The organism is Rhodovulum viride, assembly GCF_003265965.1.
GTDB classification, from domain to species: domain Bacteria; phylum Pseudomonadota; class Alphaproteobacteria; order Rhodobacterales; family Rhodobacteraceae; genus Rhodovulum; species Rhodovulum kholense.
Map to the genome: position 1 here is coordinate 76,937 of NZ_MUAV01000010.1, position 13,773 is coordinate 90,709.

The following is a 13,773-nucleotide window of genomic DNA, read 5'->3' on the forward strand; positions in this document are numbered from 1 at the left end:
GGGAAGATCCATGCGCCTGAAACTCGTTCCCTCCGATACCAACTGGGACTTCTTCAAGTTCTCGCATGTCTCGCTTGGCGCTTCTGCGCTGGCGATGGTGGTCTCCATCGTGCTGGTCTTCACGATGGGGCTCAACTTCGGCATCGACTTCAAGGGCGGCACCACGATCCGCACCGAAAGCAGCCAGCCGGTCGATGTCGGCGCCTATCGCCAGGCGATCTCGGCGCTCGATCTGGGCGACGTCTCGATCACCGAGGTGTTCGACCCGAGCTTCGGCCCCGAGAAGAACGTGGCCCAGATCCGGATCCAGGCCCAGGGCGATGCCGAAAGCGTCACTCCCGAGACCATCGCAGCGCTGGAAGAGGCACTGACCGGGATCGATCCCTCGATCACCTTCCCCTCGGTCGAAAGCGTGGGGCCCAAGGTCTCGGGCGAGCTGGTGCAGTCGGCGGCCATCGCGGTCAGCCTCTCGATCCTCGCCATGCTGGTCTATATCTGGCTACGCTTCGAATGGCAGTTCGGTCTTGGGGCCGTGGTCGCGCTGATCCATGACGTGACGCTGACCATGGGTATCTTCGCCGGGCTGCAGCTGAGGTTCGATCTGGCGATCATCGCGGCGCTTCTGACCATCGTCGGCTATTCGGTCAACGACACCGTGGTGGTGTTCGACCGGGTCCGCGAGAACCTGCGCAAGTTCAAGAAGATGGACCTCAAGGACGTGCTGAACCTCTCGATCAACGAGACGCTCTCGCGGACCACAATGACCTCCTTCACGACGATTCTGGCGCTGATCGCGCTGATCGTTCTGGGGGGCGACGTGATCCGGGGGTTTGTCTTCGCGATGACCTGGGGCATCATCGTCGGCACCTATTCCTCGATCTTCGTGGCCTCGAACATCCTGCTGATGCTGGGGGTCAAGCGCGACTGGTCCAAGGATGGCGACGGCGGTGCGGGCACCCAGTTTGCCAAGGCCGAGGGCTGATCCGCAGCGGACCCTGCGGGCGATGACCTGAAGATCCCGGGCGCCGGGCGGTTTCCTCCGCCTGGCGCCCGTGCCATGATCGGGCTTCGTGACGCGACAGGAGAGCCCGATGAAACTGACCGAGATGACCATCCCCGAGGGCCTGCCCATCGACGGCTATGGCCCGGGCTTCTTCCGGATCGGCGGCGAGGTCCGCGAAGGCGGGGCGCTCGTGGCCCTCGGCCGGATCGCGGGGTGGGCCGGTCCCGAGGACGAGGCGCCCCTGATGGCGCTGGCCGGTCGCGTCGATATCCTGCTGATCGGCACCGGGCCGACCCTCGTGCCGCTCCCCAACCGGCTCCAGTCGCGGCTCGAGGCGGCCGGGCTCGGGGTCGAACTGATGTCGAGCCCCTCGGCCGCGCGCAGCTACAACGTGCTTCTGGCCGAGGGCCGCCGCATCGCCGTCGCCCTGGTCCCGATGCCTGCGCCCGAGGCCTGACGGCCGGGTCCTGCCGCCTCCGGATCGAAGTCATCTCTCTGCCGTGTCAGGTGTCCAGTGCCGGGAACGGTTGGCCGAACGCGGAACGCCGTTGCGCTTGGAACTCACCTGGTCGTCCTGCCGTCTTGAGCCAGCCCCTCCATTCGGCCCGACCGGAAGAGAGTCGACACTGCCTCAGATGGCCTTCCCTCTGACGCAGGCGAGCCTTGGGACGCCCGGAAGGGTCGTTCGGGCCTGAACCCTGCGAGATCCCTGGCGGTGGACACCCGCGCCAGCCCCGATCCCGTAATCCGCCGCCCGGGGGGGGGCGCCCCCGGGATCCGCCCCGGCCAGTCGTCCTGAAAGCCGCAGTCATCCTTGATCGTGGCACCTCCGTTCTTCTTGGCGCCAATACCCCCGCCGGAGGCCGCGCGCGCGGCACGCGCGCGCCCGGCCCAACGCCGGACAAGCGGGCGCGTCAGCGCCGCGCCGGCCGGGGGCGGGAGCCGCCCCTTTCCGGCTTTCCGCCTGCCGCCCTTTCGGCTATGCGGGGCGCATGGAACTGGTGGTGACGGATCTAGCCTGCGCACGCGGCGGCGTGCCGGTCCTCGAAGGGGTGGGCTTCACCCTCGCGGCCGGGCAGGCGCTGATGCTGCGCGGACCGAACGGCATCGGCAAGACGACGCTTCTGCGCACGCTCGCGGGGCTGCAGCCGCCGCTGGCGGGCACCGTCTCGGCGCCGCCCGAGTCGATTGCCTACGCCGCCCATGCCGACGGGCTCAAGGCCACCCTCACCGTGACAGAAAACCTGACCTTCTGGGCCCGCATCTTCGGCCAGACCGATATCGCCCCGGCGCTCGAGGCCTTCGATCTCGCGGATCTCGCCGGGCGTCCGGCCCAGAACCTGTCGGCCGGGCAGAAACGCCGCCTCGGCCTCGCTCGGCTTCTGGTCACCGGTCGTCCGATCTGGATGCTCGACGAACCCACCGTCTCGCTCGACGCGGCCTCGGTTGCGCAGTTCGGCCACGCCGTCGCCCGGCATCTCGCGCAGGGCGGCGCAGCCCTGATCGCGACCCATATCGACCTCGGCTTCGAGGCGGGCGTGCTGGACGTCACGGCCTTCCGCGCCCGCCCGTGCCGGATCGACAGCTTCGACGAGGCCTTCGCATGATCGCGCTCCTGCTGCGCGACCTCAGGCTCGCGATCCGCGCGGGCGGCGGCTTCGGTCTGGGGCTGGCCTTCTTCCTGATCGTCGTCGTGCTGGTGCCCTTCGGCGTCGGCTCCGACCGTGCCCTGCTGGCGGCCATCGCACCCGGCATCCTCTGGGTCGGCGCGCTGCTGGCCTGCCTGCTGTCGCTCGACCGGATCTTCGCGCTCGACCACGAGGACGGATCGCTCGATCTGCTGGCGACCGCGCCGATCCCGCTGGAAGGCGTCGTCGCGATGAAGGCGGCGGCGCATTGGGTGACGACCGGCCTGCCGCTGACGCTGGCGGCCCCGGGCCTTGGGCTTCTGCTGAACCTGCCTGCGGCGGGCTATGGCTGGCTGGCCGCGAGCCTCGCGCTCGGCACGCCCGCTCTCAGCATGATCGGCAGCTTCGGGGCGGCGCTGACCGTGGGGCTCAAGCGCGGCGGGCTGCTGCTGTCGCTGCTGGTGCTGCCGCTTTACGTGCCGACGCTAATCTTCGGCGCCGAGGCGGTGGCGCGCGGCATCGACGGGCGCGACACCGGCACGCCCCTTCTGATGCTGGCCGCGATCACGCTGGCGGCGACCGCGCTCCTGCCTTTTGCCGCGGCTGCGGCAATCCGTATCAATCTGCGCTAGGGGCCTCACACGCTCGTCACTTGAGGGCCTTCGGAAACGCCACTAGGAACACGCTCATGCCGTCGCTTTGGGAATATGCCAACCCTCAGAAATTCATGCGGACCTCGTCGGTCCTGCTGCCGGTCTTCTCGGTGGCGGCGGCGATCTGTCTGGGGGTGGGGCTGGTCTGGGGCTTCTTCCTGACGCCCGAGGCCGAGAATTTCGGCTCCACCGTCAAGATCATCTACATCCATGTGCCCTCGGCTATGATGGCCATCAACGCCTGGGTGATGATGCTGGTGACTTCGCTGATCTGGCTGGTCCGCCGCCACCACGTCTCGGCGCTGGCGGCGCGGGCGGCCGCGCCCATCGGCATGACCATGACGCTGATCGCGCTGGTCACCGGCGCGATTTGGGGCGAGCCGATGTGGGGTACCTACTGGGTCTGGGACCCGCGCCTGACCTCGTTCCTGATCCTGTTCCTGTTCTATCTCGGCTATATCGCGCTCTGGGAGGCCATCGAGAACCCCGATGCCGCCGCGGATCTGACCTCGGTCCTGTGTATCGTCGGCTCTGTCTTCGCGGTGCTCAGCCGCTACGCGGTGAACTTCTGGAGCCAGGGCCTGCACCAGGGCGCCTCGCTCAGCCTCGACAAGAAGGAAAACGTGGCCGACGTGTTCTACATTCCGCTTCTGTTCTGCATCGCGGGTTTCGTCTGCCTGTTCGTCGCGCTGGTCCTGCTGCGCACCCGGACCGAGATCCGGGCCCGCCGCATCCGGGCGATGATCGCGCGGGAGCGGATGGCATGATGCCCGATCTTGGGAAATACGCACTCGCGGTGCTGTCCTCCTACGGCGTCACCCTGGGGCTGCTCGCAGGGCTGGTGGCGCTGTCGCTCTGGCGCGCGGCGCGGGTGCGGCGCCAGCTTGACGAGGTCGAGGCAAGGAGAAAGCCGGATGTCTGAGAAACGCGGGATCTCTCCGCTTCTGCTGCTGCCGCCGGTGATCTTTGCCGGGCTGGCCGCGCTGTTCTTCATCGGCATGACCCGCGACGATCCGGATGCGCTGCCCTCGATGCTGGTCGGCAAGCCCGCCCCGGCGCTCGTGTTGTCTGATCTGGGAGACGAGACGCCCTTTACCGCCGAGACGCTGCGGGACGGCCAGGTCAAGCTGGTGAATTTCTGGGCCAGCTGGTGTGCGCCCTGCCGCGAAGAGCATCCCGACCTCAAGGCTCTGGCCGAGGCTGGGGTCCCGATCTATGGCATCAACTACAAGGACGATCCGGTGAAGGCGCGGCGTTTCCTCGACGAGCTTGGCGATCCCTTTGCCGCGATCGGCGCCGACCCGTCGGGCCGTACGGCCATCGAATGGGGCGTCTACGGGGTGCCCGAGACCTTCGTCCTGGACGGCAACGGCACGGTCCTCTTGCGCCATCCCGGGCCGCTGACCCCGGAAATCGTCCAGGCCACGATCCGGCCGGCGATGGAGTCCGCCGCGCAGTAGTCCGGTCGCGGAACGTCATCAACGCCCCCCGAGTTCAGGCGCCGGGTGCAATTGCACAGCCCGCGAGGTCCAGTCGGATCGTCATGCGCTTGCCTGTCATCTCATGCGAAATCCCGATGCCGTGCTGATCGGCGATGGCCCGGACAATCGACAGCCCCAGTCCCGCGCCCCGAGACCCCCGCCGCTTGGCAAATCGCTCGAAGGTCAGATCGGCCGGTCCCTCGACGGGATTGGCGATGCTCAGCACCGGCCCGGGCGAAAGCCCGATTTCGACCGGCCCTGTGCCATGCTCGCGGGCATTGTCGATCAGATTGGCCAGCAGGATCGCCAGACTGTCGGGCGAAAGCGCCAGATCGAGCCGCTCGATATCGGCGTCGTCGAATCGGATCGCGGTCCCCGGGCGGTCGCGGATCAGCAGATGCAGCACCGCGATCAGGTCGGCGCGGTCATCCATCCGGCCGGTCCCGGCCTCGGCGCGGGAGAGTTGCAAGAGCCGCTCGACAAGACGCCCGAGCCGGTCGAGCGCCTGCCTGAGGCGCGGTACCGCGGCCGGATCGGCCTTGCCCTCGGCGATCAGTTGCGCCTGGGCGGCGGCGCTGGCGATGGGCGTGCGCAGCTCGTGCGCCGCATCGGCAGCAAAGCGGCGTTCGGTTTCAAGCAGGGTCTCGATCCGCCCCAGATAGCCGTTCAGTGCGCGCGGGATCGGCGCGAGTTCCGCCGGAAGGTCGCGCGCCGACAGCGGCGACAGATCGGCCGCGTCCCGCCGGGCCATGGCCTCGGCAAAGTCGCGCGCCGGTTTCAGCGCGGCGCGGGTGCCCTGGCGGATCGTCAGCACCGCGGTCAGCAGGACCGCGCCCATCAGCAGCAGGAAGGCGCGGGCGGCCTCCATCAGCTCGTCCCGGCGCCAGCCGGTGTCCTGACCCAGCTCGACCGCCAGACGCCCATCGGGACTGTCCCGGCGAAAGACGTGCCAGTCGGCGGTTTCGACATGGTCGCTCTGCGTCAGATCGGGCCAGGGGGCGGGCGGGGCGGCGCGGCCCGCGCGCAGCACCCGCAGATGCAGCTCGGGCGACAGGCGGGGCAGGGGCCGGCCGGCCTCGACCAGTGCCAGCACCAGATCGGCCTGGGTCCCGAGTCCGCGGTCCAGAAGCTCGTTCATCTCGTGGGCGATGACCCAAAGCCCGACCGCGAGGCTCAGCAGCCAGCCGATCCCGACCCGGACCAGCACGCGCCGGGTCAGGCGCCCGCTGAGCGACCAGCCGCTCACGGGATCTGGTATCCGATGCCGCGCCGGGTCTCGATCACCCCGCGCCCCAGCTTGGTGCGCAGCCGCGAGACATAGACCTCGACCGCATTGCCGGAAACCGCTGCGTCGAAATCGTAGAGCCGGTCCTCGAGCGCTTGCCGCGACAGCACCCGTCCGCGCGCCGCCAGCAGGGCGTCGAGCACCGCCCATTCGCGCGCGGTCAGCCGGATTTCGTCGGGGCCCTGCCAGATCCGGGCGCGGGCGCGGTCCACCCGGAACGGCCCGAGCTGCACTTCGGCCGCCGGATCGCCCTCGGAGCGACGGGCATTGGCGCGCAGCCGCGCCGCCAGTTCGCCCAGATCGACCGGCTTGACCACATAATCGTCGGCGCCGCTGTCGAGCCCCGCGATCCGGTCGCCGATCTGGTCGCGGGCGGTCAGGATCACCACCGGCGTCCGCAACCCGCCCCGCCGCCGCTGCCGCAGCAAGTCGAGCCCCGATCCGTCGGGCAGCCCCAGATCGAGCACGATCCCGTCATAGGGGGCCAGATCGAGCGCCAGCCCCGCCTCGGCGCAATCGGCCGCCAGGTCGACCGCATGGCCCTCGCGGCCCAGATAGGTCCGGATCGCCTCGGCCAGATCGGCGGTATCTTCGATGACAAGCACTCTCATGGCGCCAGCTAACCGCTTTTGCGCCCCGCCGCAAAGGTTCCGGCCCGGCGCGGCCCGCGCGTATCCGCTGTAAGCAAGGCGCAAGGCAGGGCGGGCATAGCGGGCCATCGCACCTTTTGGAGGAGTCTTCCGATGCGTCTCGTGCTTCCGCTGCTTGCGCTTTCCCTGTCCGCGTCCCTCGTCGGCGGCCCGGCTTTGGCCAAGGATCTGTGTTCGGTCCCGCAGGCCGAGTGGCGTCCGGTAGAGGACCTGACCGCCGAGCTGACCGCGCAGGGCTGGGAGGTCGCCAATGTCAAGGTCGAGGATGGCTGCTACGAGGTCTATGCCCATGACGCCTCGGGCAAACGGGTCGAGGTCTTCTTCGATCCCAAGACCTTCGAGCAGGTCGGCTCGGATGACTGAGGCCGCCGAACCCGTCCTGACCGTCGTCTGGGACCCGTTCGTGCGCGTGTTTCACTGGAGCCAGGCCGCCCTGATCGGGGCGGCCTGGATCACCGCGGACGGGTGGAAATGGGGGCATGAGGCGGCGGGCTATGCGGTGGCGGGCCTGATCCTCGCGCGCGTCGTCTGGGGGCTGGTGGGACCCCGCCATGCCAGGTTTTCCGATTTCCTGCACGGCCCGGGGGCGGTCTTGCAGTATCTGCGCCACCTGATCGCCGGGCGCGCCCCGCATTACCTGGGCCACAACCCGGCCGGGGGCGCGATGATCCTCGCGCTTCTGACCGTGACCGCGCTGACCGCGCTGACCGGCTGGCTGCAGACCACCGATGCCTTCTGGGGCTCGGACGCGATGGAGGAGATCCATGAAGGCTTCGCCATCGCCATCCTCTGGCTGGTCGCTTTGCATGTGACCGGGGTGATCGTCGAAAGCCTGCGTCAGCGCGAGAACCTGGCGCGTGCCATGGTCACCGGCCGCAAGCGGCGGCGACCGGGGCAGGACGCATGAGGCGTCGGTTCCGGGCGGGCTTCGGGCGCCGGCTCCGCCGGGGCGCCCTGGCCGCCGCTCTGGCGCTGGGGGCGGCGGTCGGCTGGGCGGGCTATCTGCAAGCGATGGGCAATTTTCACGAGATCCTCCCGCAGGAGCTTTTCCGATCGGCGCAGCTCGACCCGGACGCGCTTGAACGGGCGATCCGGGCTCATGGCATCCGCAGTGTGCTGAACCTGCGGGGGGCGAGCACCGGCCATGGCTGGTATCGCGACGAACTGGCCGCGACGGGCCGGGCGGGGGCGGTCCATGCCGATTTCGCGCTGTCCGCCAGCCGCCCCGTTTCGGGCAGCGAGGCCGAGGCGCTGCTCGATCTGATGCGGCGCCTGCCCAAGCCGATCCTGATCCACTGCCGTCAGGGCGCCGACCGGACCGGGCTTGTCAGCGCGCTCTACCTCGCGGGCCTCTCGGGCGGGTCCGAGGCCGAGGCCGAGGGTCAGCTCTCTTTCCGCTATGGCCATCTCGGCATCCCTTATCTCTCTGCGGCTTTCGCCATGGACGAAAGCTGGGAGGCGCTGGAACCCGCGCTGGGCTTCGGAAAAAGCTGATCGCAAGGCCAGGGCGGGGCACGTGCCCCGGCCCGGCCGTTTGGCGCCTGCGGATCCCCTGTCCGGGGGGCGATGCAATTTCACCCGCTTGTTCCCCCAAAATACCGGGCGCTTGCCCTTACGTCGTCCCAAAGCCCTGAGATCCGGGGCAGGCGTGCTCTCACGCATCCCCACACCTGCGAAGGCGAGCCTCCGGCACAACTTGACGTAGCGTTAAGTTTTTCGGGCTAGAGAGAGTCGAAGATCACAGGAGGCGACGATGGCAACAAGCCTGATTCACGGAATCGACGGGATCGACCTTGAAGTCGCCGACGATCTGCGGGCCCGGCTTGTCTCCGACCTGCGCTCGGAGGGGACCTACCGGATCGAAACGGCGGGATGGATGCGCTGCGACTTGTCGGGGGTTGCGGTGCTTCTGTCCGCCGCGAAGACCGCCAGCGCCCTGGGAGCAACGCTCGAAATCGACCTGCCGCCGGATGGGCTGGTCGAAACGTGCATGCGCGGTTGCGGCCTCGACCCGGCCCTGCTGCGCGGTGCGGGCGCGGTGGCGTCCGCGCAGGTGTGACCAGGACTCAGGAGGTTCAAAATGGCGAAGAAGGTCTTCATCGTCGACGATTCCCCGTCGGTGCGGCAGATGGTGAAGAAGACCCTTGCGGGGGCGGGCTATGACGTGATGGAGGCCGGCGACGGCGAAGAGGCCCTGTCGCTGCTTGCCTCGGTGCGGCCCGACGCGATCCTGACCGACCAGAACATGCCCCGGATGGACGGGCTGTCCTTCATCCGCGCTTATCGGGGGCGGCCGGGCGGGATGGGCGTGCCCATCGTCTTTCTGTCGACGGAAACCCGCGACGACCTGCGCCAGCAGGCCAAGGCCGCCGGGGCGCTGGGCTGGATGTCGAAGCCCTTCGACCAGGCGCAGCTTCTGACCGTGGTCAAGCGAATGGTGGGGACATGATCGACGACGACGATGGCGCGGCAGTCTTCCTGATCGAGGCGCGCGAACTGCAAGGTGCGATCGAGCGCAATCTGCTCGACCTGTCGGCGGCACCGGGGGACCGCGCCTTGATCGACGCGCTGTTTCGCGACATCCACACTCTCAAGGGGTCGGGCGCGATGTTCGGCCATGTCGATCTTGCGCATTTCCTGCACGGGTTTGAAACCGCCTTCGAGGCGCTGCGCGCACCCGGCCGGACCGCCAGCGACGCTCTGATCAACGTGGCGCTTCGGGCCTGCGACCAGATCACCGCGCTTCTCGACGATGCCGCCGCGGCCCGGGCGGGCAATGCCAGCATCCTCGAGGCGCTGGACGTCGCGCTTGGCGGGGCGGCACCGGCCGCCGACCCTCCTGCCGACACGTCTCCCGCGATGCCCGCCGCGGCCCCGGCCGAAGAGGGATGGCGCATTTCGTTTTCGCTCGGTCCCACGGCGCTTGGCCTTGGGGTGAATGTTCCGGCGCTGCTGGCCGAACTGACGGACCTTGCCCCCGATGCGGTGCGGATCACCTGCGAGGCCGCAGCCTTGCCCGCGCTCGACGCGCTCGACCCGGCCTGTCCGCCTTTCGCCTGGACGGTCGAAATCGCCGCCGCCCTTGATCGGGCGCGCATCGACGAGGTGTTCCTGTTCCTGCGCGACGATCTTGTGCTCGACGTGACGCCGCTGTCGGGGCCGGACGCGGGGTCCGCTCCGGACCGCGTCCCCGAGACGCCCCCGCAAACTGTATCTGCGGCGCCGCCGGGGGCCTCTGCCGACGCGCCGGCCGAGCCCGTCCCGGGCACCGCGACGCGTCAGCGCGAACGTTCGACGATGCGGGTCGCGACCGAGCGGCTCGACGAGATCATGGATCGCGTCGGCGAACTGGTGATCGCGGAATCGCGTCTGCATGATCTTTCGATGGCTCTCCAAAGCCCGGCGCTGATGGCGGTGGCCGAGGATATCCGGCGCCTGACTTCGGGCATGCGCGAAACCACAATGTCGATCCGCATGCTGCCGATCGGCAATCTTTTCAGCCGCTTCCGCCGTCTCGTCCACGACCTTTCGGACCAGTTGGCCAAGCCCATCGATTTCGTGACCACCGGCGGCGAGACCGAACTCGACAAGACCGTGATCGAGCTGCTGAACGACCCGCTGGTGCATATCCTGCGCAACGCCGCCGATCACGGGATCGAGGATGGCACCGCGCGGACTGCGGTCGGCAAACCGCGGCAGGGCACGATCACGCTGAGCGCGACCCATGCCGGGGCCGAGGTCCATATCCGCATTCGTGACGACGGCCGGGGGCTCGATGCCGGGAAACTGCGCGCCAAGGCGATCGAGCGCGGGTTGCTGCCCGCCAACAGCCAGGCCACGGGCCCAGAACTTTTCCGGCTGATCTTCGAGCCGGGGTTTTCGACCGCGCCGGCGGTCACGGAACTTTCCGGGCGCGGGGTCGGCATGGATGTCGTGCGCAGCGTCGTTCAGGGGTTGCGCGGCCAGATCGATGTCGACAGCGAACCAGGCCATGGCACGACCGTGACCCTGCGGCTGCCGCTGACGCTGGCCATCACCGACGGGCTGCTGGTCGAGGTGGGCGGCGAACGCTATTCGATCCCGGTCGCGGCCGTCGAGGAATGCGTGGAACTGCCGCCCGACCTGGCTCTGGGGGCGGGGCGGTCCAATTTCCTCAACGTCCGCGGCGATCTGGTGCCCTTCCTGCGCCTGGCTGAGGTGTTCGAGACCCCCGGGCCGCGGCCCGATTTCCAGAAAGTGGTGATCGTGGCGGGCAGCCATGGCCGGATCGGGCTCGTTGTCGACCGGATCGTTGCCAACGCCCAGACCGTCATCAAGCAGCTGTCCTGCATCCATGCCGGGCTCAAGGCTTTTTCCGGCGCGACGATCCTAGGCGACGGGACCGTGGCGCTCATCCTCGACGTGGGCCATCTGATCGCGCTGGGCACCGCGATCGAGGATCGGGCCCGCAAGCGGAAGGGAGCCGCATGATGCAGGCCGTCACCCTGACCCTCTCCGACGAGATTTTCGCGATTCCGACACGGATCCTGCATGAGATCCTCGAACCGGTTCCGGTGACCCGCGTCCCGCGCGCCGGGTCCTTCGCCACCGGGCTTATCAATGTGCGCGGCACGGTGGTTCCGCTGACCGACCTGCGGGTGGCCTTCGGCATGACATCGCGTCCGCCGGACGAACATACCCGGATGCTGGTGCTGGATGTGCCGGTCGCGGGCGCCGAGACCACCGTCGCCGTCATTGCCGATCGGGTCCTCGACGTGACCGAACTCGACGATGCCGCGGTCGGAGAGATCCCCGAAGTCGGCATGCGATGGCCCCCCGAATTCCTGTCCGGGATCGCGCGAACGGACCAGGGTTTTGTGATCGTTCCGGATCTCGCCCGGATCTATGCCGCCGCCCTGTCGGAGGACAGCGCGGATTTCTCCCTCGAAAAGGACCCCTCGTCATGCGTCTGACCATAAAGCTGAAACTGGCCGGGGCTTTCGTCCTGCTGATCCTCATGTCGGCGCTGGGCATCGGCATCACCCTGTCCGACATGTCCGCTCTGAACAGCCGGCTGACGGATATTGTCGATAACGGTGCCAAACGGGTCGAACTGACGCTGGCTGTCACCGCCGAGGCGTTGCGCGCGCAGATGGATGTGCGGGAATACGTTCTGGCGGAAACCCAGGCGCAGCGCGAGGCGGTGGCCCAGGCGCTGACGGCTTCGCGCACATTGCACGAGAAATACGTTTCGGATCTGCAGGATCGCAGCACACCCGAGGGGCGTGCCGCGCTTGAGGACTATGGCGCACTCTACCAGGAGTTGCGCGGCACCTCGGCCAAGGCGATGTCGCTGGCCGAGGCGGGACAGAAAGATGCCGCCTATGCCGTCTTGTCCGAGGAGGCGCCGGTTATCTGGTCGAAGATGGAGGCCAACCTGATCGGCATCCGCGAGCGCAACAACGAGATGATGCTGTCCGCCGCGGCCGACAGTGCGCACCGCTTCGAACAGGCCCGGCGTCTGGCGATCGGGATGATCGTCGGCGCGGTCGTCATCGGTGCGGTGCTGGCCATCCTGATGCTGCGCTCGATCTCCAACGGTCTGGCCGGGGCCAACCGTCTGGCGCGGGCCGTCGCCGGGGGCGATCTGTCGCAAAGTGCCCGGGTGACGACCAATGACGAGGTGGGGGATCTGCTAAAGGCGCTGAACCTCATGTGCGAAAAGCTGCGCACGGTCGTGGGCGAGGTCAGCACCGCCGCGCGCAACGTCTCGACCGGGGCGGGGCAGATGTCGGTGACTTCGGAAGAACTCAGTCAGGGCGCGACCGAACAGGCGTCGTCGACCGAAGAGGCCTCCGCCTCGATGGAAGAGATTGCCGCGACGATCCAGCAGAACGCCGAGAATGCGGCCGAGACCGAACGGATGGCGCGCAAGTCCGCAAGCGATGCGCGGGTCAGCGGGGTGGCGGTGAAGGAGGCGGTCGAGGCGATGCAGACCATCGCCGAGAAGATCATGGTGGTGCAGGAAATCGCCCGTCAGACCGACCTTCTGGCGCTGAACGCCGCCGTCGAGGCGGCGCGGGCGGGCGAACACGGGCGTGGCTTTGCGGTCGTCGCCTCCGAGGTCCGCAAGCTGGCCGAACGCAGCCAGAGTGCGGCGGGCGAGATTTCGTCCCTGTCGGGCAGCACCGTGAAGGCCGCGCGCGAGGCGGGCACCATGCTGGAAAGTCTGGTTCCCGATATCGAGCGCACCTCGGAACTGGTCACCCAGATCTCGCGCTCGACCCAGGAACAGGCGACCGGTGCCGGTCAGGTCAACCTTGCGATCCAGCAACTCGACAAGGTCACTCAGGAAAACACCTCGGCTTCCGAAGAGCTGTCCAGCACCGCCGAGGAACTGGCCAGCCAGGCCGAACAGCTGCAATCCGCCATCGGTTATTTCCGCCTCGCCGAGGGCGGTGCGGCCCCCCGTCCGACGCCGGCACGCAGCAGGCCGCGCCAGGATCGCCGGACCGCCGCACTGGGCTTCGATTTCAATCTCGACAGCGAGGATGACGGGCTCGACGCGAAGTTCATGCGCGACTGGAAAAAGGACAGCGCGGCATGAGCGGCATCGGGCAGGTCGTGACCCTGGGTGTGGGGGACGAGCGGTTCGCGGTACCGGTGGCCCGCGTCCAGGAGATCCTCGACCGGCGCCGGATCGCGCGCATTCCCAATGCCCCTGCCCATGTGCTGGGAGTGATCGACGTGCGCGGCACTGGCGTTTCGGTGGTCGATCTGCGTGTGATTCTGGGTCTGCCTGCCGCCGATGAGGACGACGCGACGCGCATCGTCGTGCTCTGGCTCGAGACCGGCGGGCGTCGGGCGCAGGTCGCGCTTCGGACCGATCGGGTCTTCGAGGTAGCGGCGCTGGATGGCGACCGGGTCGAGGATGTGCCAGAGGCGAAATTGCTCAACTGGGACAAGCGGCTGATTTCGGGGATCGGCCGGCGTCAGGGCGAATTCGTCACGCTGCTCGACCTCGATCGGCTGTTCGAGGCGGTCCCGGCGCCGCAGCCTGCCGACCCGCTTGACGCATGAGGTGAGACCGGTCC

At 68.4% G+C, this 13,773-nt stretch carries 18 protein-coding genes; 16 read left to right on the forward strand and 2 right to left on the reverse strand.

What is annotated here, in order from left to right; genetic code table 11:
* The first annotated feature begins 10 nt into the window (after positions 1 to 10).
* From secF to BYZ73_RS10480, 7 genes are all read left to right on the forward strand, one after another.
* A complete protein-coding gene (gene secF / locus BYZ73_RS10450) occupies positions 11 to 982 on the forward strand; it encodes a protein translocase subunit SecF (RefSeq protein WP_112315898.1) in 972 nt (323 codons plus the stop codon).
* Between the two features lie 109 nt (positions 983 to 1,091).
* Positions 1,092 to 1,460, forward strand: a complete 369-nt coding sequence (locus BYZ73_RS10455; RefSeq protein ID WP_112315899.1) for an Mth938-like domain-containing protein — start codon at positions 1,092 to 1,094, stop codon at positions 1,458 to 1,460.
* Between the two features lie 535 nt (positions 1,461 to 1,995).
* Entirely contained in the window at positions 1,996 to 2,610 is a 615-nt protein-coding gene (gene ccmA, locus BYZ73_RS10460; RefSeq protein ID WP_112315900.1) for a heme ABC exporter ATP-binding protein CcmA, read from the forward strand.
* Positions 2,607 to 3,263: a heme exporter protein CcmB gene (gene ccmB / locus BYZ73_RS10465; RefSeq protein ID WP_112315901.1), complete on the forward strand. Its 657-nt coding sequence runs from the start codon at positions 2,607 to 2,609 to the stop codon at positions 3,261 to 3,263. The genes ccmA and ccmB overlap by 4 nt, the downstream gene beginning before the upstream one ends.
* Positions 3,264 to 3,319: 56 nt before the next feature.
* Positions 3,320 to 4,051, forward strand: a complete 732-nt coding sequence (locus BYZ73_RS10470) for a heme ABC transporter permease (RefSeq protein WP_112315902.1) — start codon at positions 3,320 to 3,322, stop codon at positions 4,049 to 4,051.
* Positions 4,048 to 4,206, forward strand: a complete 159-nt coding sequence (gene ccmD / locus BYZ73_RS10475; protein WP_112315903.1) for a heme exporter protein CcmD — start codon at positions 4,048 to 4,050, stop codon at positions 4,204 to 4,206. The genes BYZ73_RS10470 and ccmD overlap by 4 nt, the downstream gene beginning before the upstream one ends.
* Positions 4,199 to 4,744, forward strand: a complete 546-nt coding sequence (locus BYZ73_RS10480; protein WP_112315904.1) for a DsbE family thiol:disulfide interchange protein — start codon at positions 4,199 to 4,201, stop codon at positions 4,742 to 4,744. The genes ccmD and BYZ73_RS10480 overlap by 8 nt, the downstream gene beginning before the upstream one ends.
* Positions 4,745 to 4,778: 34 nt before the next feature.
* Here BYZ73_RS10480 and BYZ73_RS10485 read toward each other — a convergent pair whose 3' ends face one another.
* Complete coding sequence (locus tag BYZ73_RS10485) at positions 4,779 to 6,011, reverse strand: histidine kinase dimerization/phospho-acceptor domain-containing protein (protein ID WP_112315905.1); 1,233 nt, start codon at positions 6,009 to 6,011, stop codon at positions 4,779 to 4,781.
* Positions 6,008 to 6,661: a response regulator transcription factor gene (locus tag BYZ73_RS10490; protein ID WP_112315906.1), complete on the reverse strand. Its 654-nt coding sequence runs from the start codon at positions 6,659 to 6,661 to the stop codon at positions 6,008 to 6,010. The genes BYZ73_RS10485 and BYZ73_RS10490 overlap by 4 nt, the downstream gene beginning before the upstream one ends.
* Positions 6,662 to 6,793: 132 nt before the next feature.
* Here BYZ73_RS10490 and BYZ73_RS10495 point away from each other — a divergent pair, with 132 nt between their 5' ends.
* From BYZ73_RS10495 to BYZ73_RS10535, 9 genes are all read left to right on the forward strand, one after another.
* Positions 6,794 to 7,063, forward strand: a complete 270-nt coding sequence (locus BYZ73_RS10495; protein WP_108026722.1) for a PepSY domain-containing protein — start codon at positions 6,794 to 6,796, stop codon at positions 7,061 to 7,063.
* Entirely contained in the window at positions 7,056 to 7,607 is a 552-nt protein-coding gene (locus tag BYZ73_RS10500) for a cytochrome b/b6 domain-containing protein (protein WP_112315907.1), read from the forward strand. The genes BYZ73_RS10495 and BYZ73_RS10500 overlap by 8 nt, the downstream gene beginning before the upstream one ends.
* Positions 7,604 to 8,194 carry a tyrosine-protein phosphatase gene (locus BYZ73_RS10505; RefSeq protein WP_112315908.1) on the forward strand — a complete coding sequence of 197 codons (591 nt, stop codon included), beginning with the start codon at positions 7,604 to 7,606 and terminating at the stop codon, positions 8,192 to 8,194. Before BYZ73_RS10500 ends, BYZ73_RS10505 begins: the two co-directional genes overlap by 4 nt.
* A gap of 259 nt (positions 8,195 to 8,453) precedes the next feature.
* Positions 8,454 to 8,759 carry an STAS domain-containing protein gene (locus tag BYZ73_RS10510; protein WP_112315909.1) on the forward strand — a complete coding sequence of 102 codons (306 nt, stop codon included), beginning with the start codon at positions 8,454 to 8,456 and terminating at the stop codon, positions 8,757 to 8,759.
* Positions 8,760 to 8,780: 21 nt separating this feature from the next.
* Entirely contained in the window at positions 8,781 to 9,149 is a 369-nt protein-coding gene (locus BYZ73_RS10515) for a response regulator (RefSeq protein ID WP_075785150.1), read from the forward strand.
* A complete protein-coding gene (locus BYZ73_RS10520; protein ID WP_108026730.1) occupies positions 9,146 to 11,170 on the forward strand; it encodes a chemotaxis protein CheA in 2,025 nt (674 codons plus the stop codon). The genes BYZ73_RS10515 and BYZ73_RS10520 overlap by 4 nt, the downstream gene beginning before the upstream one ends.
* Positions 11,170 to 11,652, forward strand: a complete 483-nt coding sequence (locus BYZ73_RS10525; protein WP_112315910.1) for a chemotaxis protein CheW — start codon at positions 11,170 to 11,172, stop codon at positions 11,650 to 11,652. The genes BYZ73_RS10520 and BYZ73_RS10525 overlap by 1 nt, the downstream gene beginning before the upstream one ends.
* On the forward strand, positions 11,643 to 13,286 hold the full coding sequence (locus BYZ73_RS10530) for a methyl-accepting chemotaxis protein (RefSeq protein ID WP_112315911.1): 1,644 nt from the start codon (positions 11,643 to 11,645) through the stop codon (positions 13,284 to 13,286). Before BYZ73_RS10525 ends, BYZ73_RS10530 begins: the two co-directional genes overlap by 10 nt.
* On the forward strand, positions 13,283 to 13,759 hold the full coding sequence (locus BYZ73_RS10535) for a chemotaxis protein CheW (RefSeq protein WP_108026738.1): 477 nt from the start codon (positions 13,283 to 13,285) through the stop codon (positions 13,757 to 13,759). The genes BYZ73_RS10530 and BYZ73_RS10535 overlap by 4 nt, the downstream gene beginning before the upstream one ends.
* The last annotated feature ends 14 nt before the right edge of the window (positions 13,760 to 13,773 follow it).

Coding starts and splice junctions, on each gene's coding strand:
- secF (WP_112315898.1), top strand. CDS start 11: ATGCGCCTGAAACTCGTTCCCTCCGATACCAACTGGGACTTCTTCAAG.
- BYZ73_RS10490 (WP_112315906.1), bottom strand. CDS start 6,661: ATGAGAGTGCTTGTCATCGAAGATACCGCCGATCTGGCCGAGGCGATC.
- BYZ73_RS10505 (WP_112315908.1), top strand. CDS start 7,604: ATGAGGCGTCGGTTCCGGGCGGGCTTCGGGCGCCGGCTCCGCCGGGGC.
- BYZ73_RS10495 (WP_108026722.1), top strand. CDS start 6,794: ATGCGTCTCGTGCTTCCGCTGCTTGCGCTTTCCCTGTCCGCGTCCCTC.
- BYZ73_RS10470 (WP_112315902.1), top strand. CDS start 3,320: ATGCCGTCGCTTTGGGAATATGCCAACCCTCAGAAATTCATGCGGACC.
- BYZ73_RS10530 (WP_112315911.1), top strand. CDS start 11,643: ATGCGTCTGACCATAAAGCTGAAACTGGCCGGGGCTTTCGTCCTGCTG.
- BYZ73_RS10480 (WP_112315904.1), top strand. CDS start 4,199: ATGTCTGAGAAACGCGGGATCTCTCCGCTTCTGCTGCTGCCGCCGGTG.
- BYZ73_RS10520 (WP_108026730.1), top strand. CDS start 9,146: ATGATCGACGACGACGATGGCGCGGCAGTCTTCCTGATCGAGGCGCGC.
- BYZ73_RS10510 (WP_112315909.1), top strand. CDS start 8,454: ATGGCAACAAGCCTGATTCACGGAATCGACGGGATCGACCTTGAAGTC.
- ccmA (WP_112315900.1), top strand. CDS start 1,996: ATGGAACTGGTGGTGACGGATCTAGCCTGCGCACGCGGCGGCGTGCCG.
- BYZ73_RS10500 (WP_112315907.1), top strand. CDS start 7,056: ATGACTGAGGCCGCCGAACCCGTCCTGACCGTCGTCTGGGACCCGTTC.
- BYZ73_RS10525 (WP_112315910.1), top strand. CDS start 11,170: ATGCAGGCCGTCACCCTGACCCTCTCCGACGAGATTTTCGCGATTCCG.
- ccmB (WP_112315901.1), top strand. CDS start 2,607: ATGATCGCGCTCCTGCTGCGCGACCTCAGGCTCGCGATCCGCGCGGGC.
- BYZ73_RS10535 (WP_108026738.1), top strand. CDS start 13,283: ATGAGCGGCATCGGGCAGGTCGTGACCCTGGGTGTGGGGGACGAGCGG.
- BYZ73_RS10455 (WP_112315899.1), top strand. CDS start 1,092: ATGAAACTGACCGAGATGACCATCCCCGAGGGCCTGCCCATCGACGGC.
- ccmD (WP_112315903.1), top strand. CDS start 4,048: ATGATGCCCGATCTTGGGAAATACGCACTCGCGGTGCTGTCCTCCTAC.
- BYZ73_RS10515 (WP_075785150.1), top strand. CDS start 8,781: ATGGCGAAGAAGGTCTTCATCGTCGACGATTCCCCGTCGGTGCGGCAG.